At 66.2% G+C, this 23,903-nt stretch carries 22 protein-coding genes; 10 read left to right on the plus strand and 12 right to left on the minus strand.

The window, feature by feature from the left end:
• Nucleotides 1-109: 109 nt before the first annotated feature.
• Nucleotides 110-604 carry a phosphoribosyltransferase gene (locus ACZ60G_RS21295; RefSeq protein WP_465811766.1) on the minus strand — a complete coding sequence of 165 codons (495 nt, stop codon included), beginning with the start codon at nucleotides 602-604 and terminating at the stop codon, nucleotides 110-112.
• 82 nt (nucleotides 605-686) lie between these two features.
• Between ACZ60G_RS21295 and ACZ60G_RS21300 the strand changes: the two genes are divergently transcribed.
• From ACZ60G_RS21300 to ACZ60G_RS21310, 3 genes are all read left to right on the plus strand, one after another.
• Nucleotides 687-1,271 carry an NAD(P)H-binding protein gene (locus tag ACZ60G_RS21300; protein WP_465811767.1) on the plus strand — a complete coding sequence of 195 codons (585 nt, stop codon included), beginning with the start codon at nucleotides 687-689 and terminating at the stop codon, nucleotides 1,269-1,271.
• A gap of 96 nt (nucleotides 1,272-1,367) precedes the next feature.
• The gene (locus tag ACZ60G_RS21305; protein WP_465811768.1) at nucleotides 1,368-1,733 is read left to right on the plus strand and encodes a hypothetical protein; all 366 of its coding nucleotides are present in this window, start codon (nucleotides 1,368-1,370) and stop codon (nucleotides 1,731-1,733) included.
• A 158-nt stretch (nucleotides 1,734-1,891) separates the two neighbouring features.
• On the plus strand, nucleotides 1,892-2,404 hold the full coding sequence (locus ACZ60G_RS21310) for a DUF6924 domain-containing protein (protein WP_465811769.1): 513 nt from the start codon (nucleotides 1,892-1,894) through the stop codon (nucleotides 2,402-2,404).
• A gap of 14 nt (nucleotides 2,405-2,418) precedes the next feature.
• On the opposite strand, the gene ACZ60G_RS21315 is transcribed toward ACZ60G_RS21310, so the two are convergent.
• From ACZ60G_RS21315 to ACZ60G_RS21340, 6 genes are read right to left on the minus strand one after another with little or no spacing between them, the layout of a single operon-like run.
• Nucleotides 2,419-5,109 (minus strand): fumarate reductase/succinate dehydrogenase flavoprotein subunit, encoded by a 2,691-nt coding sequence (locus ACZ60G_RS21315; protein WP_465811770.1) that lies wholly within the window; start codon nucleotides 5,107-5,109, stop codon nucleotides 2,419-2,421.
• Nucleotides 5,106-5,867 carry an ABC transporter ATP-binding protein gene (locus tag ACZ60G_RS21320; RefSeq protein ID WP_465811771.1) on the minus strand — a complete coding sequence of 254 codons (762 nt, stop codon included), beginning with the start codon at nucleotides 5,865-5,867 and terminating at the stop codon, nucleotides 5,106-5,108. Before ACZ60G_RS21320 ends, ACZ60G_RS21315 begins: the two co-directional genes overlap by 4 nt.
• On the minus strand, nucleotides 5,864-6,748 hold the full coding sequence (locus ACZ60G_RS21325) for an ABC transporter permease (protein WP_465811772.1): 885 nt from the start codon (nucleotides 6,746-6,748) through the stop codon (nucleotides 5,864-5,866). The genes ACZ60G_RS21320 and ACZ60G_RS21325 overlap by 4 nt, the downstream gene beginning before the upstream one ends.
• Complete coding sequence (locus ACZ60G_RS21330; protein WP_465811773.1) at nucleotides 6,745-8,172, minus strand: ABC transporter substrate-binding protein; 1,428 nt, start codon at nucleotides 8,170-8,172, stop codon at nucleotides 6,745-6,747. Before ACZ60G_RS21330 ends, ACZ60G_RS21325 begins: the two co-directional genes overlap by 4 nt.
• Nucleotides 8,173-8,188: 16 nt before the next feature.
• The gene (locus ACZ60G_RS21335) at nucleotides 8,189-8,416 is read right to left on the minus strand and encodes a 4Fe-4S dicluster domain-containing protein (RefSeq protein ID WP_040689749.1); all 228 of its coding nucleotides are present in this window, start codon (nucleotides 8,414-8,416) and stop codon (nucleotides 8,189-8,191) included.
• On the minus strand, nucleotides 8,416-9,201 hold the full coding sequence (locus ACZ60G_RS21340) for a GntR family transcriptional regulator (RefSeq protein WP_465811774.1): 786 nt from the start codon (nucleotides 9,199-9,201) through the stop codon (nucleotides 8,416-8,418). The genes ACZ60G_RS21335 and ACZ60G_RS21340 overlap by 1 nt, the downstream gene beginning before the upstream one ends.
• Nucleotides 9,202-9,401: 200 nt before the next feature.
• Here ACZ60G_RS21340 and ACZ60G_RS21345 point away from each other — a divergent pair, with 200 nt between their 5' ends.
• The 4 genes from ACZ60G_RS21345 to ACZ60G_RS21360 are packed head-to-tail and all read left to right on the plus strand — an operon-like array spanning nucleotide 9,402 to nucleotide 13,300.
• Entirely contained in the window at nucleotides 9,402-11,195 is a 1,794-nt protein-coding gene (locus ACZ60G_RS21345; RefSeq protein ID WP_465811775.1) for a hypothetical protein, read from the plus strand.
• The gene (locus tag ACZ60G_RS21350; RefSeq protein WP_465811776.1) at nucleotides 11,192-11,605 is read left to right on the plus strand and encodes a FixH family protein; all 414 of its coding nucleotides are present in this window, start codon (nucleotides 11,192-11,194) and stop codon (nucleotides 11,603-11,605) included. Before ACZ60G_RS21345 ends, ACZ60G_RS21350 begins: the two co-directional genes overlap by 4 nt.
• A 31-nt stretch (nucleotides 11,606-11,636) precedes the next feature.
• Nucleotides 11,637-12,755 carry a hypothetical protein gene (locus tag ACZ60G_RS21355; RefSeq protein WP_465811777.1) on the plus strand — a complete coding sequence of 373 codons (1,119 nt, stop codon included), beginning with the start codon at nucleotides 11,637-11,639 and terminating at the stop codon, nucleotides 12,753-12,755.
• Entirely contained in the window at nucleotides 12,755-13,300 is a 546-nt protein-coding gene (locus tag ACZ60G_RS21360) for a hypothetical protein (RefSeq protein ID WP_465811778.1), read from the plus strand. The genes ACZ60G_RS21355 and ACZ60G_RS21360 overlap by 1 nt, the downstream gene beginning before the upstream one ends.
• Nucleotides 13,301-13,304: 4 nt before the next feature.
• Here ACZ60G_RS21360 and ACZ60G_RS21365 read toward each other — a convergent pair whose 3' ends face one another.
• Nucleotides 13,305-15,101, minus strand: a complete 1,797-nt coding sequence (locus tag ACZ60G_RS21365; RefSeq protein ID WP_465811779.1) for an acyl-CoA dehydrogenase — start codon at nucleotides 15,099-15,101, stop codon at nucleotides 13,305-13,307.
• A 110-nt stretch (nucleotides 15,102-15,211) separates the two neighbouring features.
• On the opposite strand from ACZ60G_RS21365, the gene ACZ60G_RS21370 reads away from it, so the two are divergent.
• Nucleotides 15,212-15,820, plus strand: a complete 609-nt coding sequence (locus tag ACZ60G_RS21370; RefSeq protein ID WP_465811780.1) for a TetR/AcrR family transcriptional regulator — start codon at nucleotides 15,212-15,214, stop codon at nucleotides 15,818-15,820.
• Here the strand turns inward: ACZ60G_RS21370 and ACZ60G_RS21375 are convergent.
• Genes ACZ60G_RS21375 through ACZ60G_RS21385 form a run of 3 tightly spaced genes read right to left on the minus strand, consistent with a single transcriptional unit; the run spans nucleotide 15,805 to nucleotide 18,972 of the window.
• The gene (locus tag ACZ60G_RS21375) at nucleotides 15,805-16,797 is read right to left on the minus strand and encodes a 1-aminocyclopropane-1-carboxylate deaminase/D-cysteine desulfhydrase (protein ID WP_465811781.1); all 993 of its coding nucleotides are present in this window, start codon (nucleotides 16,795-16,797) and stop codon (nucleotides 15,805-15,807) included. The two genes, ACZ60G_RS21370 and ACZ60G_RS21375, sit on opposite strands and share 16 nt — an antisense overlap.
• Nucleotides 16,798-16,817: 20 nt before the next feature.
• Nucleotides 16,818-17,852: a phosphotransferase family protein gene (locus ACZ60G_RS21380; protein WP_465811782.1), complete on the minus strand. Its 1,035-nt coding sequence runs from the start codon at nucleotides 17,850-17,852 to the stop codon at nucleotides 16,818-16,820.
• Nucleotides 17,853-17,856: 4 nt separating this feature from the next.
• Nucleotides 17,857-18,972, minus strand: coding sequence for an Rv3169 family protein (locus ACZ60G_RS21385; RefSeq protein WP_465811783.1), 1,116 nt, complete (start codon nucleotides 18,970-18,972; stop codon nucleotides 17,857-17,859).
• A 90-nt stretch (nucleotides 18,973-19,062) separates the two neighbouring features.
• On the opposite strand from ACZ60G_RS21385, the gene ACZ60G_RS21390 reads away from it, so the two are divergent.
• Nucleotides 19,063-19,662, plus strand: a complete 600-nt coding sequence (locus ACZ60G_RS21390; protein ID WP_465811784.1) for a TetR/AcrR family transcriptional regulator — start codon at nucleotides 19,063-19,065, stop codon at nucleotides 19,660-19,662.
• Nucleotides 19,663-19,669: 7 nt separating this feature from the next.
• Here the strand turns inward: ACZ60G_RS21390 and ACZ60G_RS21395 are convergent, their stop codons facing one another.
• Nucleotides 19,670-22,477, minus strand: a complete 2,808-nt coding sequence (locus ACZ60G_RS21395; protein ID WP_465811785.1) for an ATP-binding protein — start codon at nucleotides 22,475-22,477, stop codon at nucleotides 19,670-19,672.
• 113 nt (nucleotides 22,478-22,590) lie between these two features.
• Here ACZ60G_RS21395 and ACZ60G_RS21400 point away from each other — a divergent pair, with 113 nt between their 5' ends.
• The gene (locus ACZ60G_RS21400; RefSeq protein ID WP_465811786.1) at nucleotides 22,591-23,748 is read left to right on the plus strand and encodes an epoxide hydrolase family protein; all 1,158 of its coding nucleotides are present in this window, start codon (nucleotides 22,591-22,593) and stop codon (nucleotides 23,746-23,748) included.
• Nucleotides 23,749-23,903 lie beyond the last annotated feature (155 nt).

Here is a 23,903-nt window from a genome sequence, read left to right on the forward strand (position 1 = left end):
GGCGGCCGCAGGTGGCGGATTTTCTACGGAACAAGGCCTGCTCGGGCTGCCGGTGGGTGGTGCACAGAATTCCATGCTGACGTCGAGAGCCGCCGCCGAGTCGTGCGGCTCAGGCGTCCAGCACTCGGGTCTGCCGATCGACGACCGGCGGTTCGGTGGACCAGGGGAAGTTGATCCAGCGGTCGGTGCGTCGCCAGACGTATTCGCAATCGACCTCGGAATGCGGTTTCTGGTAGACGACCGCGCAGCGCACCTCGGCGACATGGTCGATGCAGAAGTCGCGCACGAGTTTGAGGGTGGCTCCGGTATCGGCCACATCGTCGGCGATCAGGACCGTCGCACCGGCCAGGTCGACCGCCTGCGGGACCGGCGGAAGCATGACCGGAAGATCGAGGCGTTGATTGATACCGGTGTAGAACTCCACGTTCATCACGTGCAGGTTCTTGACGTCCAATGCGTAACCGAGTGCCCCCGCCACGAATAGGCCGCCGCGTGCGATCGAGAGGATCAGATCCGGTTCGAACCCGTCCTTGGCGATTTCGGTGGCGAGCTCGCGGCTCGCGGTCCCGAATAGTTCCCAGGTCAGCACTTCCCGATCCGCCATGGATTCTCCATCTCCCTCGATACCGCCGGGCCTAGAGCATACGACCAGCTACGCGGACCGATCGGGGAATTAGGGTGGACGGGTGCGGATCTATCTGGCCGGTGCGACCGGCGTCATCGGAACACGGTTGTTGCCCTTGCTGATCGAGGCCGGACACGAGGTCGCGGGGATGACCCGGTCCGCGGCCAAGGCCGACCAGGTCAGCGCTGCCGGTGCGGAACCGGTGGTCTGCGATGTCTACGACCTCGACGCGCTCACCGCGGCGGTCGTCGGCTTCCGGCCCGATCTGGTGATGCATCAGCTCACCGATCTCCCCGACGATGCCGCGCTGCTCCCGGAACTCGCCGCTGCGAATGCGCGCATCCGTTCCGAGGGCACCCGCAATCTGATCGCCGCCGCGCAGGCCGCGGGCGCGAAACGCTTTCTCGCCCAGAGCATTGCGTGGGAGCCGCCCGCCGGTCGCGGCACGGTCATCCGGGAACATGAGGCCGCGGTACTCGAGATCGGCGGCGTGGTGGTGAAGTACGGCCAATTCTATGGTCCGGGTACCTATTACGAATCCGAGCTGCCCGATCATCCGCGCGTTCACGTGGATGATGCTGCCGCGCGGACGGTTTCGCTGATCGATGCGCCCGGTGGCGTGGTGGTTATCGCGGACGCCGCCTGATCCTCGGCGCGACAGGCGGCCTCGGGTCATGGCCGTGCCGGTCGGTGTGCAATACGGTGGCAGGGCGTCCGCTCGCACCCGCCGAAGGAGACCCGCTTGCGCAACACGCTGCTCGTCACATCCGTACTCGGTGCCGCTCTGGTGGCGATTCTGCCCGCTGGCGCGGTCGGTGCACAGGCGCCGGGCGACGGTCAGCTGAAGGTGCAGGCGACCACCGGCACCGATCAACTGCCGGTCACCGGTGTCGGGGTCGGCATAACCACGTGCGCCGCCGGTCCGGTGCTCGCCACCTTGACGACCGGGGGCGATGGAACCGTGACGCAGGCCTTCCCGAACGGCTGCTATCAGGTTGAGGTGACCTCCGTTCCCTCTGGCTGTGAGCTGGCGAGCATCGCCTACGTTCAGGTCAACGTGGCACCCGGCACCACACCGATCGCCGGCTTCCAATTCCGCTGCGCCTGAACTGTTTTCGATGGTGTTCGTCGCCGGTTGCTCCGACGCGATATCACGCGGGTGCGCCGCGCCGCGTCAGCTGGTTGCCGAGGTGTCCGCATGCTGGCAAGGGTCGCATTGCCAGGGACGAGAGGTGGGTAGGCTGCCTGTTCGTGAGGTTTGGTCCGGTGGGTGTGGCGGTGTTGGCCGCGATCGTGTTGGCCGCCTATTCGGGCGATGTAAGACCGAACTCGGCGCGAGAGGAAAACGTATTGCCGCTGCCGGAAGGCGAATCCCTGTTTATCAGGACCAATTTCGCCGACAATGCCGCATGGGTCGAAACTCTGGACGCGGCTTTGCAGCCGTGGGATCTGGGTGACGGGGTACTCGCGTACGCGGGCATCACGCCGGTCGACGACCGCCGTTTCGAAGGTCTGACGGTGGCGAAGTTGGAGAGTCTGGTGCCAGCGCCACCGCCTTACTACCTGTTCCTGGTGGACAAGCGAACGCTCACCGATCCCGAACATCCGATTCTCGTTGTGGATACGAGCCGGGGGAACGAACTGGTGGTGGGCTTTCAGTCCTTCCGTGTGGTGCCGAGTGAAATGCCCGCCGTAGAAAACAACCTGTCTCTGTCGAACATGGACTTCGAGGACTTCGCGGACAGTGTCGACGCGGATGGGGTGTTCCGCGGCTTCTGATGCGGATCGTGCGGCTACGAGAGAGGCCGTGCACTGTCCAACGCTCGGCGTGCGTAGGCACGCACGTCCGCATCGGTGTCATCGATCGCCGGCTTCAGCGCAGCGTGCGCCGCACCGCTGTGCGGCCAGGTAGCCAGCGACAATACCGCTGCCTTCCGCACATCGAGGTGTGGATCGTGCAGGGCTTCGGAAAGCGGGGTGACGCCGAAATCGGGGTCCGCGCCCGCGAGACCCCGCGCGGCACCCACTCGGACCTGCCAGGCAGAGTGTGCGAGGGCGCCGACCAGTAGCGCCGTGTCATCTTGTGCGACACCGAGATTCGCGAAGGAAGCCAGGGCGGCGGCGCGTACGAGCGGATCCGGATCCTCGGCAAGAGCGCGCGCCGTTTCGGTGCCCTGCCCGCCGATCGCCGACAACCCGTGCGCGACGGCAATGCGCACCTCACGGTTCTCATCGGTCGCCGCCGACGAGACGGCCTGCCAGTCGTCGAGCGATACCAGGGCCCGTACCGCCTCGATGCGCACCCGGTGGTCCGAATCGGTCAGTGCCGCAACGAATTGCGTTGCGGTTCCGGCTCGCAGCGCGCGCAGCAGATCCACGACGATCGCCCGGACGACCGGGTCGGGGGAGTGCAGTCGATCGGCGAGGCCGGTCGAATCGGGAAGCACCTCGACGAGTTCGCGCAAACTCGCAGCGGCCGCCGCACGAACGGATGCCGCGTCATCGTCGAGCGCGCCGATCAATGCCGATGTGAATCCCTCGGGGGTGTTCTCGGTCAGCACCGATAGCGCCGCCACTCGAACACCGGCGTCGGCATCGGATAGATAGGTCGAAAGATCCAGCACCGTAGGCGAATCCAGGGAAAGCAGGCTGACCAATCGTGGTGACGGTGGGGTTGTTGTCGATGTGTGGACGGTGCGCGGTGCATCGGCCGGAGCACGCCCACCGATGAGTTCCGGCTGCGCGACCGGGACCACCTCGGTGTCGGTAGAAGGCAGGTCATCGAGACCGGGCACCGGTACCAGATACGGCGCGACCGGCCGCTTCAGGAATGCCATCGTGCCGTCGGGGTTCTTGCGCAGGTTCAGGTGATAGCGCCACTCGTTGTCGTCGCGCTGCGGCAGATCGGCGCGTTCGTGATAGAGCCCCCACCGTGATTCGGTGCGGGTCAGTGAACTGCGCGACGCCATTTCGGCGCAGTCGCGGATGAAGGAGACCTCGACCGCGCGCATGAGCTCATGTGGTGTGCGGGCGCCGATTTCGGCGATTTCGCCGCGCATACGCTCGAATGTCTCGACCGCGATCGACAGTTTCGCGGCCGTCTTCGGCGGCGCCACATAGTCGTTCACGAATCGGCGCAGCTTGTACTCGACCTGCGGCTGCGGCGGGCCGTCCGGCTGCCGCAGCGGCCGGTAGATCAGTTCATGTGCCTCGGTCAGTTGATCTTCCGGAAGTTCGACGGGCGCAGCGACGTCGGGCAATGTGGCTGCGGCATGGCCACCGGCGAGATCACCGAAGACGAAAGCACCGATCATGTAGTTGTGCGGCACGCACGCGAGATCACCTGCCGCGTAGAGTCCGGGCACGGTCGTGCGGGCATGTTCGTCTACCCATACGCCGGATGCGGAATGTCCACCGCACAAGCCGATTTCGGAGATATGCATCTCGATATCGTGGGTGCGATAGTCATGGCCGCGATTGGCGTGGAAGGTGCCGCGGGTCGGACGTTCGGTGGTGTGCAGAATGCCTTCGAGCGTCGTGAGCGTCTCGTCGGGCAGATGCGACACCTTGAGATAGATGGGCCCGCGCGCGGATTCGATCTCGCGCTTGACCTCCGACATCATCTGTCCGGACCAGTAATCGGAGTCGACGAAGCGTTCGCCCTTCGCGTTCACCTGGTACCCGCCGAACGGATTGGCCACATAGGCGCAGGCCGGACCGTTGTAATCCTTGATGAGCGGATTGATCTGGAAGCATTCGATACCGCTGAGCTCCGCGCCGGCGTGATAGGCCATCGAATACCCGTCGCCCGCATTGGTCGGATTCTCGTAGGTGCCATACAGATAACCCGATGCGGGCAGTCCCAAGCGGCCGGACGGACCGGTCGCCAGGATCACCGCCTTGGCACCGACCGCCACGAAGTCGCCGGTGCGCGTATTCAATGCGGCGGCACCCACCGCGCGGCCCGCATCGGTGAGTACCCGCACCGGCATGAGCCGGTTCTCGATGCGGATCCTCTCGCGCATCTTGCGTTGGCGCAGTACGCGATACAGCGCCTTCTTGACGTCCTTGCCCTCGGGCATGGGCAGCACATACGACCCGGACCGGTGCACCCGGCGCACCGCGTACTCGCCGTACTCGTCCTTCTCGAACTTCACTCCGTACCGTTCGAGTCGCTGCACCATGGCGAAGCCGCGGGTGGCGGTCTGATAAACGGTGCGCTGGTTCACGATTCCGTCATTGGCCCTGGTGATTTCGGCGACATAGTCCTCGGGTTCGGCTTTGCCGGGAATCACCGCATTGTTGACCCCGTCCATGCCCATGGCCAAGGCACCGGAGTGCCGCACATGCGCTTTCTCCAGCAGTAACACATCGGCGCCTGCCTCGGCGGCGGTCAGTGCGGCCATGGTCCCCGCGGTGCCGCCGCCGATGACGAGCACATCGCAGTCGAGTCGGATCCGATCGGATAGCTCGGGAATATTCACAACTTCTCCAGGATTTCGGCCTTCACCGACCGGCGATCCGCCGGTGTGCGGGGCTCGGGCACATCGACCAGGGTGCGCAGCACGCCGCCGCCCAGCTCACCGTCGCCCAGCACCGCGATGCGGTCGCCGAGCAGTAGCGCCTCGTCCAGGTCATGGGTGACGAATACAACGGTGGTGGGGTGGGCGCGCCAGGTGTCGATCAGCAAGCGCTGCATGGTTGTCCGGGTCTGAGTGTCGAGTGCGCCGAACGGTTCGTCCATCAGCACCGCGCGCGGCGATCCGGCGAGACTGCGCGCCAACTGGACTCGCTGCCGCATGCCGCCGGAGAGATCGCGCGGGAGATAATCGGCGTAGCCGGTGAGTCCGACCTCCGCCACCCAATGCCGGGCGCTCGCCTTGCGTTCGGCGCGCGGCACTTTGCGCAGTTGCAGTGCCAACTCGATGTTCTGGCGCACGGTGCGCCACGGCAGTAGCGCATCGTCCTGGAAGACCAGGGCGCGGTCGGCGGATGGTCCGGTCACCGCGATGCCGTCGGCGCGTATCACGCCGAGATCCGGCTTGCGCAGTCCGGCGATCGTCCGCAGCAGCGTCGACTTGCCGCAGCCGGATTTGCCGACCACGACCAGGATTTCGCCGGGCGCGATGGCCAACTCCAGGCTCTCGAGCACCGTTTTGCCGCCATAGGCGATGCGAATTCCGTCCAGGCTCAACCGCATTCCGGTTGTGGCCGGGGTGGCGGGTGCGGTTGTCGTGGTCATTCGGCGACCTCCCTCGGCAGCCAGCGGGTGATCCGGCGTCCGGCCAATTCCACGATTCCGGAGGTGCCGAAGCCGAGGATGCCGATGGTGATCATGCCGACGAATACCGCCGGATAATCGACGATGGTGTAGGCCTGCCAGGTCCGGTAGCCGATGCCGAGCCGTCCGGAGATCATCTCGGCCGAGATGAGGCAGATCCATGCCACGCCCATGCCCACCGACAGGCCACTGAATACGCCGGGCAAAATGCCCGGAAATACCACTCGCACAAGGACATCGGCGCGCGATGCGCCCAGGGTGCGCAGCGCGTCCTCCCAGATGGTCGGCAGCGCGCGTACCGCGTGCCGGGTGCTGACCAGCACCGGGAACAGCGATGCCATGAAGGTGATGAAGACGATGCCCGATTCGTCGCTGGGGAACAGCAGGATCGCCACCGGCACCAGCGCGATGGCCGGAATCGGCCGCGCCAATTCGGTGAGCGGTCCGAGCACCGCGGCGAAGAGCCCGGAGCGGCCGAGACCGATGCCCGCGACCACCCCGACCACGGCCGCGAGCCCGAATCCGGTGAGAATACGGATCAGCGATTGCGCGACATCGACATAGAACTGGTCCGACTGCAGCTGCTTGCCGAATTCACCGATGATCTCGGTGACCGTCGGCAGCGTGTCGAAGCGCAGCCACCACCGCACATTATTGGCGGTGAGCAGCTGCCACAGTCCGATCGCGGTCGCGACCGACGCCACCTGGAGCACTCGGGTGCGCCATGCGGACCTGCCACGTATTTCGGCGGTTTCATCACGGGCAGCCTTGGCCGGAGCCGTGATGCGCTCGCCAGTTGTCCGCTCATCCTGCAACAACGAAGCGCTGTGTGATGCTGTCATGGTCGGACTTCCGTGACGGCCTGGTCATAGGAGATCGCAATGGCGGCCGGATGCGCCTGCCGATAGCGCTGCGCGGCGGTGGGTGTCGTGAACGGCAGGAAGCTGTCGCCATCGCGCAACCACACCGCCTTGTCGGCGAACCAGCGCGTACCGAGTTCGGCATCGGGCACATACGCGGCGCGGATCACCTTGCCCTGCGCTTCGGCCGCCTGAACAGCGCGCAACAGGCAGGTCGGATCGGCGGCGGGCTGCGGTCGATCCGTGCCGTCGAGCCACAGCTCACCGGCCTGCGCGGCATTGCTCACGGGACGTGCGCAGACCGGGTCGGTACCGGTGACGCGGCTGGGGTTGACGGTGGCCGCCACCGCCTGGTCGTAGTCGCCCACGCCGTTGTCGGCGAAGGCCTTGCGCAGCGGGGCGGGATCGACGAACTTATCGATATCGAGTTCGGCGAAGTCGCCGATCGACTTCAGGTACTGCACATCGCCTTTGAACGCGTCGATCAGACCGGGCTTGAGCGTGGTATCGAAAGACGTTCCGCCGGGCCCGTTGTAGAGGTACACGACTTCCTGCGGCAATCCGGAACCGTCGGCGACGATCTTGGCGGCTTCGAACGGCTTCTCGTTCAGGAACTTCGTGGCGTCGAGCTGGGCCGCGAGGAAAGCCTGCAGCACCTCGGGATGATCGGCGGTGTAGGAGCGTCGCGCGACCACGCCGTGGAAGGTGGGCACATTCAATTCCGCACCGTCGTAGAGCAATTTCGCCTTGTTCTGGAAGACCAGCAGTCCGGGCCAGGCCACGAACTGCGCGAGCGCGCCGACCTGATGCGATTCCAATGCGGTCGCCCCGACCTGTGGCTGCTGGTTGAGCACCTCGACGCCCTTGGCCGGATCGACGCCCGCCCGCGAGAGCGCCTGCACCAGGGTGCCGTGTCCGGCCGAGCCGACGCTGGCCGAAATCTTCTGCCCGGCCAGGTCACCGATCCCGGTCACCGTCGAATCCTGGGGCACCACAACCATATTGAGCGCACCCCTGGGGTTGTAGCCGGTCACCGATACCAGTGCTGTCTTCGCGCGCTCGTTGGACTGCGTGCGAGATCCGTTGATCAGCAACGGATAGTCGCCCATCGACCCGATATCGATCTTCTCGGCGAGCATCTGCGCGGTGATCGGCGCGCCGGTGTCGTAGTCCTGCCACTCCACCCGGTACTTGGCGCCGCCGCTGTCGGTGATCTTCTGTAGCCGCTGCTCCAGATAGCCCTGGGCGCGCAGCAGGGTGCCCGCGGTGACGGTATTGATGGTCTTGGACTGGTAGCCGACGACGACCTTGACAGTGCCTTCGGGCGTGTTGTCCGAACTCTGCAGGGAGCAGCCCGCCGCGGCGAGTGCAACGGCGAAGAGCAGGGGAGCGAGGCGTTTCTTCATGGGACTTCCGGATCGTTCAGCGCAACAGATAGGGCATATTGACGGTGACGGCGCCGGTGGGACACCGGGCGGCGCAGGGGCCGCAGTACCAGCACTCGTCCACGTGCATGAAGGCCTTTCCGTTTTCCGGATTGATGGCCAGCGAGTCGAGCGGGCAGATCTCCACGCACAGCGTGCAACCCTGGATGCATAGTGATTCGTCGATGGTCACCGGAATGTCGGTGCGTTGGTTCGCAAGTGCCATTAGATGACCTTCCATTCGGATGTGCTGCGGATCAGGCTGCCGCGCATGGTGATTCGGTCTCCGCGCATCCGGATGTACTCCAGATCCACCGGTCGGCCGTCATCGAGGCGGGTCAGCCGTTCGAGCATCAGCAACGCCGCGCCCTCGGGCGCTTCCAAGGTGGCCGCGGTGTGCGCGTCGGCGGTAATCGCTTCCAGCGCGAGATCGGCCGAGCCGAGCGGTCCGCCGCTGATCTGTTCGATGAGTACGAAGATGTCGTTGGTCTCGAGATCGTGGCCGAGGACCTCGGTGCCGATATCGGGTGCGAGATAGGTCAGATCCAGGCTCAGCGGTAGGTCGGCGAGGTAGCGCAGTCGTTCGATATAGACCACGCGCTCACCGGGATTCAGCCCGAGCTTGCGTGCGACGGCGGGTGGTGCGGTGATATGCGTTGCCGCGCGCACCTCATTGCGCACCGTGCCGTGGCCCTTGAGGGTTTCCTGCAGCCCGAGCAGCGCGTCCAGCCCGTGATCGTATTTGCGCCGGGCGACCCGGGTGCCCACCTTCGGCACCCGATCGATCAGCCCTTCGTCCTTGAGCAGCGCGAGTGCGTCGCGCACGGTATTGCGCGACGCGTCATATTCGGTGACCAATTCCTGCTCACTCGGCAGCACGTCGTCGAACGCGCCCGCATGTATCTGATGACGCAGCACGTCGGCTATCCGGCGCGCCTGGTCGGCCCGCAACCGTCGCACGGGCGTCGCCTCGGCTCCCACCTCCGCCACCTTTCTCTCGCTGACCTGCATGGATAGCGACGATAGTTGCCGCGGAGACGCTCGAATGCCCGCGAGCGAGCGCCAGAAATCAGCGGATGTTATTGCGCCGCCCCCTACCGGCTCTGACCTGGACGGATTGGTCTCGAAGTGGCCATTGCGCCACCCTGTTCACGGCCGATCAGTTTCGATCACACAGATTCGAATGCCGGGCGGGTGGGTGGTTCGGAACAATGTCGCACTCCGCCGGCCCGCAAGGCCAGGTCCCGCGCCGTGATCCGGCCACGACGGTTGCGCTGACCGAGCGAGCCGACGCTGCCGTGAGCTGGGGGATAATCCGGAGGCCGGTCCGGGGCGGCATCACTCCGGCGGGGGAGGCGAAATCCCCACTGGGGGTGATGTTCTGGCAGGCACGCATCCCTACCATGGCGGGCGTGGCTGTTGTCGCCGGTGTTGGTCGCGTTCTGCTGGTCGCAGGGGTGTGTGCGTTGTTGGTGTCGATCGGGGTGGGTTCCGTATCGGCGGATTCGGCGTCCTCCGGTTCGGATATTTCGGTCGCGCAGTCGCTCGGTGATCGGGAGCTCACAATCATCTTGCGCCGGGTGACCAGCGTGCCGGGGCCGTTGCGGGTGGATGTGGTCACCCATGCCGGTACCGCGCCCGGGCAACTCACGCTCGCGGCGACGCCGACGGGGGTGTCCGAGAAGTCGACACAGCCCGCACCTGGAGTGCCGACCACCGAGGCGGTTGTCGATCTCGGAGGCTCGCCGGGGATGTACTCGGCGACGGTCCGAATGGACCGTGCCGGGCCATGGGAACTGGCGGTCGGCGACGGTACGCGGGTGGCGCGGATTCCGTTCATCGTGCCCGCGCAGGTGACCTCGCCGCCCGAGCGCCTGGTCTACGGCGGTTTCTTGGTGGCGGGCGTACTGCTGCCCGTCGCGGTGGTGATCGCGATTCGTGCTCGACGCAGCGTATGGGCGCTGGTTCCGGCCGCCGGGATGGTGGCCGGGATGGCGGTTTCGGTGACCGCCGCACTGCTTTCGGCATCACTACCGCTGCCGCCGCAACCCGGCGGTCAGCTCGATCCCACGCTCGACAATGTCACAGATCCCTACGCCGTGCATCAGCCGCTGATTTCGGACTTTTCGCGGCCGCCGGTACTGCTCACGGTCGCGGGTGGGCCCGTGAACGCCGGTCAGCCAGGCGATCTCGACCTCGTTCTGATCGATGCCGCCACCGGTGCACCCGTCGACGATCTGGTCGTGCACGACAGTGCGCTCATACATCTGCTGATCGTGGGCCCGACCGGCCGCCTGTGGCATCTGCATCCGATCCGGATCGGGCCCGGACGGTTTCAGGTTCATCTGGCCGCGCCCGAGGCCGGTAGGTATGCGCTGTCCGCGGAGTTGGCGCGGCGCGGTGGTGGTGTGCAAATGGTACGCGCGCCAGGAGGTTTCACGGTCCCCGGTGCGGCGGCAGCGGAATCCTCCAGCACCACGGTGCATCTCGGTGATGCGGACAAGACCGCGTCGACTGTCATCGACGGTAACCCGGTCACCCTCAGAACGACTACTCCGGTAGCGGGGGCGCCGACCACCATTACCGCCGAATTCGGCGATGCTGCCGATCTGCAACCGTGGCTCGGCATGGTCGGCCACCTGATCATGGCGGGTCCACTACCCGGCGACCCGGATATCGCCGCGGCCGTACAGAACTCACCCGTCTGGGGTCACGGCCATTCGATGGGCGTGACATCCATGCAGGGCATGTCCGATATGCCGGGGATGGATATGCCCGGCATGGATATGACCGAGCCCGCCGCGAGCCGCGGCACCATGCTCATGCCACCCGCCAACGGTGAAAGCACGCCCGACGAGACGGTCGCCGCATACGGCCCCGACGTGCCGTTCACCTACACCTTCCCGCTCGCGGGCCGATATCGCCTCTGGATACAGGTCGAACGGCGCTACACCGTGCTGACGGTCCCGGTCGTTCTCGATGTCGCGGTGGGAGCGCGGCCATGAGCGCTACCCGTAAAAGCGTTCTCCTTACCGGAGGAGCGCTGATCGTCGTTGCCGCCCTCGCCTGGTTCGTCTGGCCGCGCCCATCCGGTCCACTCGTACTGGAAACCGGTACCCCGCAGCACCTCGTCACGGTCTCCATCGACAGCCTCCGAATCGGCAGTACCGCTATCGACATCACCGTGACCGATCGTGCGGGTGCGACGAAAGACCATGCCACAGTGCGTATTCAGGCCAACCAGCCGCTCATGGGCCACGCGGAACCGCCCATCACGGCGACGGCCACCGGGCCGGGCCACTTCCATGCCGCATCGGTACCACTCATGATGACCGGACAGTGGGAGCTTCGACTATCTATCGACGAACACGACGGCCTCGACGAACTCGCGGTGCCGATCTGGGTCGGCGGCTGAAAACATGCACAGATCAGGAGGAATGATCACCATGACCACGGCAGCGCCGGTCGAAGCCGACACTGGACCCGAGATCTCCGATGACAGCATCGCGGCCCGCGTCGGCGCCTGGGGTGTATTGCTCGGCACCGCAGTGACATTGGTCGGCCTCAGCTGGGATATCCAGTGGCACAACGAGGTCGGTCCGGACACCTTCTTCACCCTGCCGCACCTGTTCCTGTACTCCGGCAGCGCGATATCCGGATTCGCCAGCCTGGCCATGGTTCTCATCGCGACCTCCGCCCAACGGGCTGGTAGGCCCGTGCCCCGCCTCGGCGGCACCCCCATTCGAGTCTTCGGCAGCAACTTGACCGCACCGCTCGGCTTTATGGTCGCCGGAGCCGGTGCGGCGCTCTTCCTGCTCTACGGCCTGCTCGATCTGGAGTGGCATTCGATCTACGGCTTCGACGCGGTGCTCAATACCCCGTCGCATGTGGCGCTGTTCCTGTCCAACGCGCTCACCATGATCGGCAGCATCATCGTTTTCGCCGCCCACCGCGATCACCGCTGGGGCCGGGTCGGCATTGCCGTCGCGATTCCGATCCTGATCACCTTCGCCCCGATTCCCACCAATGCGTTGAACAACCTGCATCTGGCTGTCGACCCGACCATCCTGGGTATCGTCGTGTTCGGGCCGATGCTGCTCATCCTCGGCGCCGCACTGTTGGCTCGTGCGGGCGCGGCCATTGCCATCGCGGTTTCGCTCGGTGCGATGCAGGCGTTCCTCTGGTGGTTCTCGCCGTGGGCCGCGGAAATCTATGCGTCGGCGATCGGGCTGCCGCTGCGTGACGGTCTCACCGGACGGCCGCCGGATCTGCCCGTCATGATGCCGATGTTCCTGATTGTCGCGGCGATCGCGGTGGACGGGTTGTTCTGGCTGTCCCGTACCCGTGGTTTCGATGCGCGCAAGATCGTGTTGGTGGCCGGTGCCGTAACCGGTGTCATCATCGGCGTGACGTTCCCGCTGCAATTGAACCTCGTCCGCGCCACCTCGCATATCGCGGTCGGCGACATCGTGACGATCACGCTGCTCGGCATTCCGCTCGGCCTGCTCGCCGGATTCCTCGGCGGCCGGTTCACCACCATGCTGCCCGCAACGAAGGATGTGTGATGTCCGTACTCCGCAGGCTCGCTGTGACCGTGCTGGCCGTGATCACCCTGTCGCTCATCGCCGTCGCCCCCGCCTCAGCCTATGCGCCGGTCGAAATCGTGCACACCGAGCGCGTTCAGGTGGGGCCGTACGGCGTGACCGTCGGCTTCTCCACCTGGCCCATCCGCGCGATGAAATCGCTGGACTTCACCTTCATGCCCGACGGCGGCATCGCCGACAAATCCGGGACGCTGCACCTGACCGGACCGGCCATCAGGCCCGGTCGCCGTGCCACGCCGCTGGTCCGCCATCCCCGCAAGCGCGACTCCTGGGGCTTGGACGTCAGGGCCTTCGACGCACCCGGCACCTACACCTTCACCTTCGCGATCGACGGCCCGCTCGGACACGGCGAAGGGACCCTCGGCAATGTCACCGTGCTCGACCAGCCAGGACCACCCCTGCCGCTGAGCTGGACGATTGGCACCCTGCCGCTGGTCGGCCTGCTGGCCTTCCTCGTGGTGGCCTGGCGCCGCACCCGCCCGGGGCGGCAACCACTGGTCGTCTGACGGGTCAGAACCAGGCGTCGCGCATCTCCAGCGTGGTGCGGTCCATCAGCTCCAGCAGATCCAATTGCGGTGTGGTCTTGGGCAATTCGTAGCGGAAGAAGTAGCGGGCCGCCGCGCGTTTGCCGTCGTAGAAGTCGCCGTCCTTGCCGTGCGCGGCCAGCGCCTGCTCCAGCCAGATCCAGGCGACCACGACGTGCCCGAAGGCCTCGAGGTAGATGCTGGAATTGGCCATGGCGGCGGCGATATCGCCGGAGCCGAACATCCAGCCGGTGACGGTGAGCAGGCGCTGCCAGACCGCGTCGAGCTGGCCACCGAACTCGGTCCACTCGCCGCCCGCCTCGGTGGCCGCGAGTACGGTCCGCTCGATCTGTGCGGCGAGTAGCCGCAGGCTCGCGCCGTCGTGCTGGATCACCTTGCGGCCCAACAGATCCAGACCCTGGATGCCGTGCGTGCCTTCGTGGATGGGGTTGAGGCGGTTGTCGCGGTAGTGCTGTTCGACGTCGTATTCGCGGGTGTAGCCGTAGCCGCCGTGTACCTGGATGGCGAGGCTGTTGGCCTCCAGACACCATTGCGAGGGCCAGCTCTTCGCCACGCCGGTGAGAATTTCCAGCAGCAGGGTGTACTCGCGTTTGGCCGCCGGGTCCGTGGTGGTGCGTTCCAGATCGACCAGGCGGTTGCAATAGAGCAGCAGCGCGAGCGCGCCCTCGACATAAGCCTTCTGCGCCAACAGCATTCGCCGCACATCGGTATGCTCGATGATCGGCGTCTGCGGTGCGGACGGATCCTTGGCGGTGACCGCGCGGCCCTGTCGGCGTTCCCGGGCGTAGTCGACCGACTTCAGATATCCGGTGTAGCCCAACGCCGTCGCACCCAGACCGACGCCGAGGCGCGCCTCGTTCATCATGTGGAACATGTAGGACAGGCCGCGATGCGGTTCGCCGACGAGGTAACCCACCGCGCCGGGCGCGCCGTCCGGATTGTGCTTGCCCTCGCCGAAATTCAGCACGGTATTGGTGGTGCCCCGATATCCCATCTTGTGGTTCAACCCGGCCAGCACCACATCGTTGCGCGCGCCGAGCGAACCGTCCTCGGCCACCAGGAATTTCGGCACGACGAACAGCGAGATGCCCTTGGTTCCGGCCGGTCCGCCCGGAATCTTGGCCAGCACGAGGTGCACGATATTGTCGGTCAGCTCGTGATCACCGCCGGAGATCCACATTTTCGAGCCGAACAGCCGGTAGGTGCCATCGGCCTGCGGTTCGGCGCGGGTGACGATATCGGCCAGCGACGAGCCCGCCTGCGGTTCGGACAGACACATCGTTCCGGTGAACCGGCCCTCGACCATGGGCTTGACGAAGCGGTCGATCTGCTCCGGGGTACCGTGCGCGGCGAGGAGATTGGCATTGCCGACGGTCAGGAACAGATAGCCGGTGGTGCCGACATTGGCGGCCTGGAACCAGCAGAATCCGGCGGCCTCCACGGTGGCGGGCAACTGCAGCCCGCCTATCTCCTCGTCCATCGCGGCGCCGATGAGATTGGCCTTGGTGAAGGCCTCGATCGCGGCCTTCACCTCCGGGATGATGGTGACCGTTTCACCGTCGAAGGTCGGCTCATTGCTGTCGTTGCGCTTGTTGTGCGTGGCGAAGTGCCGGGTGGCCAGATCCTCGCAGAGGTCGAGAAAGCCGTCGAAGGTATCCCTGGAGTGTTCGGTGAACCGGGGCAGCGCCGTGAGCTCCTCGACCCGCAGCCATTCGTAGAGCAGGAAGTCCAGGTCCCTACGGGAGATCAGGGTCGAGCGCACGGGCACATCCTCTCGGGGTGGTGGAGCACTGGCCCAGACGGGCGCGATACTCGCTCGGGTCGATTTGGTACGTTACTACGCATGTGTCGCGAATCGATCCCAGGGCTGGGATGACCACAACCTCCGGTGCCGCCCGTCCCGTCGGCCGTCCCGCCGCCGCCTCCCAGGACCAGGTGCTCGCCGCGGCCAGCGCCCAGTTCCTGGCCTGCGAGCGAGTCGATGTGCAGGCGATCGCGGCGGAACTCGGATTGTCGCGCGCGACGATCTACCGCTGGTTCGGTTCGCGCGACGGTCTGCTCGGCGCGGTCATGGTGTCGGAATTCGAGCGGATGGTCGTCGCTGCGCAGACGCGCGACGACGGCATCGGCGCGCCGCGGGTACTCGCCCTGCTGGACCGGGTGGCGCAGTGGATGACGCGCAGCGAGGCCTACCGCTATTTCATCGCGACCGAACAGGCCACCGCGGGCCGCATCATCACCACCAGCGATGGGCCGGTCCAGCCGAAGGTGGTCGGGGTGGTCGCCGAAATTCTGGATACCGCGATGGTGCAGGGTTACCAGAACCGGGTCGATACCCAGACCTTCGCCTATGCGCTGGTCCGGCTCATCGAGGCCTTCCTCTATCAGGATGCGGTGACCGGCCTGCGCGGCGATGTGGAGCGGTTGCGCGCGGTGCTGGCGGTCATTCTGGGGCTGGATCCGGATCAGCGCGGCCCGTAGGTATCGAGGAACAGAACGGGTCCGTTGCCGAAGTCGCCGCGGGCATCCATCTCCAGGAGTCCGGCCAAAGCCTTTGCGGTGTAGACGGTTTCCAATTCCAGCCCGTTAGTCGCGGAGAGCTGCTTCGCGGCAATGGCGGCCGGGGTTTCATGGCCGTAGCCGGGGCCGAGCCAGTCGCGCACCATCGTCACGTCGTCCGGGCGCAACTCGGGAGCGGTGAATTCCGCGCCGCGTGCGCGCAGCACCATCGCGGCGCGCCTCGCCAGCTCGACAATGTGTCGCGCGTCGAGGGGGAGCGAGTCGTTGACGACGACACCGACGACACGGGTGCGTAGTCCGGCAAGCCGTAGGCCGAGGGCCAAACCCGCTGCCGTGCCACCGGATCCGACGGCGGTCACCAGATGTGTCGGTTGCGGTAGTTCGCCCGCCGCGATCTGCGCCGCCAGTTCCAATGCGACCTCGACATAGCCGAGCGCGCCGATCGGCGACGATCCGCCGACGGGCAGCAGATACGGTGGGGTGCGTCCGTGCGTATGCCGCAGCACAAGCCACGGCGCGGCCAGGACGGTGCGCAACTTGCTGTGCGTGAAATGTAGGGTGGCGCCGGAATTTTCCAATCGTCGCAGCTGCGCGCGGACGTGGTCGTCCACCGGTTGGTCGACCAGCGCCAGCGCGGTGTCGATGCCGAATTCCCGGGCGTAGAGCGCCGTGGCCAGACCCCAGTTGGTTCCGGTGCCGCCGAAGGTGAGAATGGTGCGGGCACCGCGCCGTCGGGCCTCGGGCAATAGCCACTCCAGCTTGCGGATCTTATTGCCACCCCAGCCACCGGAGCCGTACCCGCTTTCGTCCTTGCACCACACAATGCTGTTGGTGCCGAGGTCCAGCGGGCGGACCGGCGTCGGCGCGATACCCAGCCGGGCGAACGGCAGTGTGCTGGCCAGTTCGGGGAAGCGCTGGTGGAGTAGGGATTCGGTCATAGTCCGACCATTATCGGGGTTCAGCTCCCTTTGGTGAGCAGTTGGTCGAGGCGGGCCGCGCAGACCTGGGACAGATCACCCATGCCGAGGTGGCTGGACATGCGCAGCAGCGGGACGGAAAGCAGGAGCGCGCACAGGATTTCGTTGAAGCGCAGGTTGCGGACCGGCCAGCCGGTGCGGGCTTCGTATCCGGCGATCGTTTCCTCGCGTGTCGGTGTACCGGGCAGCCGCGCTCGGCTCTGGAAGTCGCTGCACAACCAGTCGGTCAGCAGGAGCCAGGCCAGGTCCGCCTCGTGATCGCCGAGATGGGCGATCTCCCAATCGAGGACGCCCAGTACGGAGAGGTCATCGGCGTAGAGGACATTCGACAGGCGGCTGTCGCCCCAGCACAGCGTGATGTGCTCGGGTTGGTAACGATGCCCTCGCAGCCAGTCGAGTGACCGCTCGAAGACGGATGCGGGGGTGGGATTCGCCCAGTGCACGGCCCAGTCCAGATAGTTCACCGCCTGTTCGAGCGGTTCGGTGCCGAGACGAGGAATGCGCAGGAAGTCCATCCGCAGCGCGGTCGGATCCAGCCGGTGGACCTGAACCATGGTGTCCACACAGGACCACCAGATCCGCGCCCGCTCGTCGGGTGTCGCCTCGAAATACATCCCGGCCTCGTGATAGGTCGGGACATCGCTGGGTGTGCGGCCGCCGTCGATGCGGTCCATGACGAAGTACGGGGTGCCCAGCGGATTCGGCCCGGTATCGATCCAGCGCACCGTCGGCGCCGGAATATCGGTTCCGGCAAGGCGTTTCATGACCAGGAACTGCCTGCGCAGGTCGTAGTCGGGGAACAGGGCGATCTCGGGCGGTCGCCGGAATACGAAACCGGCATGTCCGGGTGCCGCATTCAGCCCTTCGACATCGAAAAGGTATGTGTCGGAGGCGAATCCCTGGTCAGCACGCTTCCAGTTCGCGATAGTGGCCCGCTCGGCATCCGGAAGATGCCGGCGAACAAGGGGTTCCACGTGCGCGGGTAGATCGTCCGGGGCGAGTCGGGTAGCGCTCATATTCTCACCAGCCGGTGTAGCCGTAGCGCGGGTAGCTGCCCATACACACCATCTCCAGCAGGCCGTGCCCGATCTTGTCGCCCATTCGCACTTCGCACAGCGTCTCGCTGAGCAGGCTGATCGGCCGGACCTGATCGAGATCGGTGATATCGACGGTGAAGCCATCGCTGAACGCCGTCCCGCGCCACATGCCCGACGCATAGCCGCGGTATTCGTTGTATCCGGCGAATCCGGGCCAGAAGCGGCAGTTCGGGCGCACCTCGAGCACCGATGCGGTGTGGTCGCCGCGGTGCACGGTGAAGGTGCCGCCGGTGGCGACGCGCAGGTCCGGTTCGAAGGTCAGCTCGTGTTCGACATCGATGATCGGCGTCGAATCCCGGCCGGTGGCGATCGGGTACAGCACCTCGCCCTCGAATTGCCAGCGCGCGCCGGTGCTGGTCTCACGCTGCGCGAAATGCACCAGCTCGTCATCGAATTGGAAGATGCCCATGTAGTAGAGGACACCGTCGGGCACCTCGGTGGGCTGCAGGCCCGCACCCTCGTCGAGGCTGCCACCGCCGGGACCGTGCCGCACGCCCCACGAGTGGTCGCGACCGAACCACCACTGGTCGGGGTCGATATCGATGCGCCTGCCGTCGATTTCGATCCAGCCGGTGACCGTGCCGTTCTGGTAGTAGCGGCGCGCGTCCTCGCGGATCCGTCCGCGGGAACGGTGGAAGGCCGGTGTCTGTTCGTAGGCGGGGAAGGTGCCGTGGAAGTCGAGTTGCAGGCGCAGGCCGTGTTCGTTGTCCGCCAGTGCGGCCCGGGTGCCGAGCAGCGGCTCGGTCACCTCGTAGGTGTACGGGCCGACATCCCATGCGCCGAGCGTTGTCGCGCGATGGTTGTATTCGGTCGACAGCCGCACCACCTTCGCGTGTTTGCCGCCGACGGTCACCATGGCGTACGCGTCCATGACATTGCGGTTGGGGTAGCGGGCGAGACCGGTCATCACGCTGATCTCGCCGGATTTGTCGAAGCCGTACATCACCACGCGTTCGGTCCAGCGCAGATCACTCTGGCCGACGTGATCGAACGTCGTCGCGAGTTGGTGGGACAGCATTTCGTCTTCGGGTACAAGCATCCGAACTCCTTCGTAGGTGCACCGCGAATATATTACGTTGCACAGCGCAACGTAATTGTTCGGCGAAATCGCCCGGGTACGCTCCGCGATATGACGTCGACCGATTCCGCGAACCCGAGGTCGGCCGGTCGGCCGCGTGACGCGCAGATCGATCGGGCCGTACTCGATGCGACCCGTGCATTGCTCGCCGAGGTCGGGTACCAGGAAACCTCGATCGCCGCGGTGGCCCGCCGCGCCAATGTCGGGACCGCGCCCATCTACCGGCGCTGGCCGGGTAAAGAGGCGCTGATCGAGGACGCGGTCTTCGGTTCGGAAAATCTCTGGCTGCCCGCCGAAACCGAGGATCTACACACCGACCTGATCGAGTGGGTGCGCGTCTTCCTGGCCCGCATCGCGGAACCGTCCGCACGCGCGGCGATTCCGGGCCTCATCTCGGCCTACCATCGCGAACCCGACCGCTACCGTGCCCTGCACGAGCGCGCCGACCTCCCCGCGCGTCAGGCGTTCACGGCTCGAATCCATTCGGCCATACCCGTCGACGCCGACGGGACCGCCACGGCCGACCTGGTTTTCGAAATCTTGGTCGCAAGAACGCTGGTGCGCGGACTCACCTACGGGATGGACGATGCCGAAACCTTCTGCGCTCGAACGGCAGACGCTCTGCTGAGCCTGATCCGCACGGCCACCTGAAGGCGCTTCAGATGAGGCTGTGTTCGCGGGCGACGGCGGCGGCTTCGGTCCGCGTCGCGGCACCGAGTTTGGTGAGGATGCGCGATACGTGCACGCCCGCGGTATTGCCGCTGATGAACAGCTCGGCCGCGATCGCGCGATTGCTCAAACCCTGTGCGACCAGACGCAATACGTCGATCTCGCGTGGCGTCAGTCCGAAGGTGCGCGGCGGTTCGTTCGCCGGTTCCGGCCGAGTCACCTGGAGTGCGACCCTGGCACGCTCGGCCACCTGCTCGGCCGCATCGGCCAATGGTGTCGCACCCAATTCCGCGGCGAGTTCGGCGGCTTCCCGCAGGGGTTCTCGGGCGGCGGCGCGATTGCCGACCGTCAGTTCGGCTTCGGCGGCGCTGAGCAGGCTGCGCGCCAGGTCGTAGCGTTGATCGATGGCGCGCCACGCGGATACCGCCTTGTGCCAGGCGGCCGGATCGCTGTCCCTGGTGGCGGTGAAGACGGCGCGGTAGGCCGTGTCGACCGCGGTGGTCACCGGCAATCGGTCGGCGGTGGAGGCGAGATCCGTAGTCCGGGCGGCGGTCGCGAGCAATGGCCACACCTCATGGTGGTGGGTGATGAGGTCATCGGCCGCGAGCGTCTCGGCGACGAGCTCGCGCGCACGTCGGGACTGTCCGTCCGCGATCGCGATATCGGTTCGCACCGTACGCAATTGGAGCTGGTACTGGCGCGCCCACGGTCCGTCGCTCAAGAGTTCCGCGGCGGCGTCGGCACTGCTGGTTGCTGCGGCCGAAGAGCCCTGTGCCAGCACGATTCTCGCGTGGCAGAGCAGCAGTGCGGCCTTGCTCAGCGGCGGCAGTTGCTCGGTGAGCGATTCGTCGATGAGACCGAGCGCCTCCGGCCAGCGTCCGAGCGCGGCCAATGCCTGGGCCCATTTCACCAACAGGATGGGCCCGGCATCGGCGAAACGGAAGGTTTCGTGGGCGGCCCGCAATCCCTGTTGGATCGCCTCGATGGCCGCCTGGTATTCGCCCGCCGCGACCAGCGCCGCCGACTCCCACAGCACCACGGTCAACAATGTCTGCGGATTGTTTGCCGCGGCATGCGCCTGCTCGAAATACGCGACGGCGGAACCATTTCCGGCGACGGCCGCCAGACCTTGATAGGCATAGCCGCGCGCGGCGAGCGCTGGTGTGCCGGTCTGCTCGGCGACCTCCACCGCGGCACGGGCATCGCGCGCGGCCCCGTCGGCGTCACCGTTGAAGACGCGAGATGCGGCCAGTGCGGCGAGCACCTCGCCACGCAGCACGCTCGGCGGCTGTGCGGGCAATAACTCCAGGGCGCGGGTGAGATCATCGACGGATCCGCTGCTGCTCTGGTTCTCCAGACCTGCCCGGTAGTAGTACAGGCGTGCGGCCCGCTCCGGTGCGGCCACCGCATCCAGCAGTTCCAGCGCCTCCTCGGCCGCCGTGACACCGCGCTCGACGATGCCGCCGTGAAAGCATGCCTCGACAATGCGTTCCAGCACGGTGAGCCGATCGGCCCCGATCAGCGTCGTCGCGTCGGGCACTCGATCCCACAGCTCCAGCACGCGATCGAGCTGCCGCACGCGTTCGCCCTGTGCCCCTTCGGATTCCGTGGCGGCACCCCAGCACGCGACGAGAGCGTGTGGCAGATCGCCTGCGGCATACGCGTGGTAGGCCAGCTCGCCCATCCGCCGGTCACCGGCATGCAGTGGGTCTTCGGCAACTAGCACCTGAGAAAGCCTGGTGTGCAAGCGCTTTCGCTCGATCGGCAGCATATCGTCATAGACGGCATCGCGAATCAGGCTGTGCCGGAACTCGTAGCCGGTGTCGGTGGCGAGCAGTAACCGCTGGTCGGTCAGCTGACGCAGTGCCAGGCGCAGCGCGTCATCGGGCAGGTCCGTCGCGGATTCCAGTAACCCGGCACGCACCGGCGAACCGGCGGTGGCTGCGAGTCGCAGCAGCGCCCTGGCATCCTCGGGCAGTCCGGCCTGATAGCCCAGTAGCAGGTCGGACAGGTCCGCGGGTACGCGGTCGGGATCCTCCTGCAGCGCTCGCCCCAGCTCCTCGACGAAAAGTGGAATCCCCTTGCTGCGCTGGAAGACTCGGGTGGCCAACCCGGGCTCGGGTTCGCGATTGAGCAGCGCGGCGAGTTGACGCCCGACCTCGTGTTTGGTCAGCGGCTCTGGATTCAGCACGCGCACACCGGGATCGCGTCGCAGCCCGGTGACGAGTCGACGCAGTGGTTCCGAATCGGTGGGCCGGTAGGTGCCGATCAGCAGCAGATCGCGCTGGGTGAGATTCGCGATGAGGAAAGCCAGCAGTTCGCGGCTCGAATCATCGGCCCAGTGCAGGTCCTCGAGGACGAGCACCAGCGGATGCGAGATCGCTGATTGCTCGAATACCGTGAGGATCTCGCCGAACAACCGGATCCGATCCGATTCGGGCTCGGCCGCACCGGTCCGCATTGCCAGCTCGGGCAGCCAGCGTGAGAGCGCGGGGCGCGTGCCCGGAAGTAGTGCGGTCAGCTCGTCGACGCCGATCCGCCGCACCAGAGCGCGCACGATCGTGACGAACGGTGCGAACGGCACCCCGCTCGCGCCGAACTCCGGACACCGCCCGGTCAGTACCAGCACATCCGAGCCGAGCCGCGAGGTGAATTCGGCGACCAGCCGCGACTTGCCGAGACCGGGCTCACCGGCGATCAGCACGGTATGCACCGACTCGTCCTGGTACGCACGCTGGAGCGCGGAGACCTCTGCTGCTCGCCCGACGAAGGCACCGCGGTCGGGAACGCTCAACACCACGCGATCATGCCTGGACGATGGGCCCGGTGCCAACGTAAAGAGCCGGGACCTTCGAAAATAACGAATTCTCGTGATTCGTCGGCACCCCTGTTACCAGCAGAGTCGATCGCATGACGAACAACGACATCCGCCCCTTCCGCATCGAGATCCCCCAGGCCGATATCGACGATCTGCGCGAGCGGCTGGCCCGCACCCGCTGGATCGACGACCTGCCCGGCACCGGCTGGGAGCGTGGCGTGCCCAGCGCCTACCTGCGCGAGCTCGCCGGTTACTGGGCCGAGAAGTTCGACTGGCGCGCGGTCGAGGCGGAGCTCAACGAATACCCGCAGTTCAGCACCACTATCGACGGACAGGATGTGCACTTCCTGCACGTGCGGTCCGCCGAAGCCGATGCCACGCCGCTGCTGTTGCTGCACGGCTGGCCCAGCTCGGTGGTCGACTTCCTGGATCTGATCGGCCCGCTGACCGATCCGAAGGCGCACGGTCACGCCGACGTGCCCGCCTTCCACCTGGTCATTCCGTCGCTGCCGGGCCACGGCTTCTCCGGTCCGATCACCGAGGCGGGCCGGCACGACGGCCGGGTCGCGGCGGTGCTGGCGGAGCTGATGGCTCGCCTCGGCTACGACCGGTACGGGGTGCACGGCGGCGACCACGGGGCGTTTCTGGCCCAGCGGCTGGCCCGGCTCGATGGCGCGCATGTGCTCGGCGTGCACGTCAATGCGCTGGTCACCTTCCCGACCGGCGATCCGGCCGATATGGCCGCGCTCACCGAGGCCGAGCAGCAGCGGCTGGCACGCATGCAGAACTTCCAGAAGGACGGCTCGGCCTATATGAACCTCAACGGCTCGCGCCCGAACACCATCGCGCAGTTGCTGGCCGATTCCCCGGCAGGTCAGCTCGGCTGGATCGTGGAGAAGTACAAGGAGTGGATCGACCAGTCGCACGATCTGCCGGAACAGGGCATCGACCGGGATCGCATGCTGGCGAATGTGAGCATCTATTGGTTCACCGACACCGCCCGCAGCGTGGCCAACTTCTACTACGAGCGGTTCCACGATGCCGCGATGTTCGCGCCCGCGCCGAAGGGCACCGTGCCCACCGGTGTCGCGGTCTTCAAGGACGGTGACTACGCGATCCGCCGCTTCGCGGAGAAGGCGCACAGCATCACGCACTGGTCGGAGTTCTACTCCGGTGGTCACTTCCCTGCGCTCGAGGTTCCCGACCTGCTCATCGGCGATATCCGCGAGTTCTTCCGCACGATCGGCTGAGCTCGCCCGGACCCGTAGCAACGCGCTGCGTCTCCACTCCCGCAAAGCGATCGAGAAGTCGCTTCGACCACGAGCCGCCCTCGAGCGCCACACCATCGCACACCTTGGTGCCTGCCAGTTCATCGCGAAAGCCCAAACGCCGTGCATCGGTGCGT

This window comes from Nocardia sp. NPDC102475, assembly GCF_055584605.1.

Bases quoted from the DNA above. Each gene is read 5' to 3' on its own strand.
- ACZ60G_RS21295 (WP_465811766.1), bottom strand. From the start codon at position 604: ATGGCGGATCGGGAAGTGCTGACCTGGGAACTATTCGGGACCGCGAGC.
- ACZ60G_RS21320 (WP_465811771.1), bottom strand. From the start codon at position 5,867: ATGACCACGACAACCGCACCCGCCACCCCGGCCACAACCGGAATGCGG.
- ACZ60G_RS21325 (WP_465811772.1), bottom strand. From the start codon at position 6,748: ATGACAGCATCACACAGCGCTTCGTTGTTGCAGGATGAGCGGACAACT.
- ACZ60G_RS21330 (WP_465811773.1), bottom strand. From the start codon at position 8,172: ATGAAGAAACGCCTCGCTCCCCTGCTCTTCGCCGTTGCACTCGCCGCG.
- ACZ60G_RS21335 (WP_040689749.1), bottom strand. From the start codon at position 8,416: ATGGCACTTGCGAACCAACGCACCGACATTCCGGTGACCATCGACGAA.
- ACZ60G_RS21340 (WP_465811774.1), bottom strand. From the start codon at position 9,201: ATGCAGGTCAGCGAGAGAAAGGTGGCGGAGGTGGGAGCCGAGGCGACG.
- ACZ60G_RS21345 (WP_465811775.1), top strand. From the start codon at position 9,402: ATGTCGCACTCCGCCGGCCCGCAAGGCCAGGTCCCGCGCCGTGATCCG.
- ACZ60G_RS21350 (WP_465811776.1), top strand. From the start codon at position 11,192: ATGAGCGCTACCCGTAAAAGCGTTCTCCTTACCGGAGGAGCGCTGATC.
- ACZ60G_RS21355 (WP_465811777.1), top strand. From the start codon at position 11,637: ATGACCACGGCAGCGCCGGTCGAAGCCGACACTGGACCCGAGATCTCC.
- ACZ60G_RS21360 (WP_465811778.1), top strand. From the start codon at position 12,755: ATGTCCGTACTCCGCAGGCTCGCTGTGACCGTGCTGGCCGTGATCACC.
- ACZ60G_RS21370 (WP_465811780.1), top strand. From the start codon at position 15,212: ATGACCACAACCTCCGGTGCCGCCCGTCCCGTCGGCCGTCCCGCCGCC.
- ACZ60G_RS21375 (WP_465811781.1), bottom strand. From the start codon at position 16,797: ATGACCGAATCCCTACTCCACCAGCGCTTCCCCGAACTGGCCAGCACA.
- ACZ60G_RS21380 (WP_465811782.1), bottom strand. From the start codon at position 17,852: ATGAGCGCTACCCGACTCGCCCCGGACGATCTACCCGCGCACGTGGAA.
- ACZ60G_RS21385 (WP_465811783.1), bottom strand. From the start codon at position 18,972: ATGCTTGTACCCGAAGACGAAATGCTGTCCCACCAACTCGCGACGACG.
- ACZ60G_RS21390 (WP_465811784.1), top strand. From the start codon at position 19,063: ATGACGTCGACCGATTCCGCGAACCCGAGGTCGGCCGGTCGGCCGCGT.
- ACZ60G_RS21400 (WP_465811786.1), top strand. From the start codon at position 22,591: ATGACGAACAACGACATCCGCCCCTTCCGCATCGAGATCCCCCAGGCC.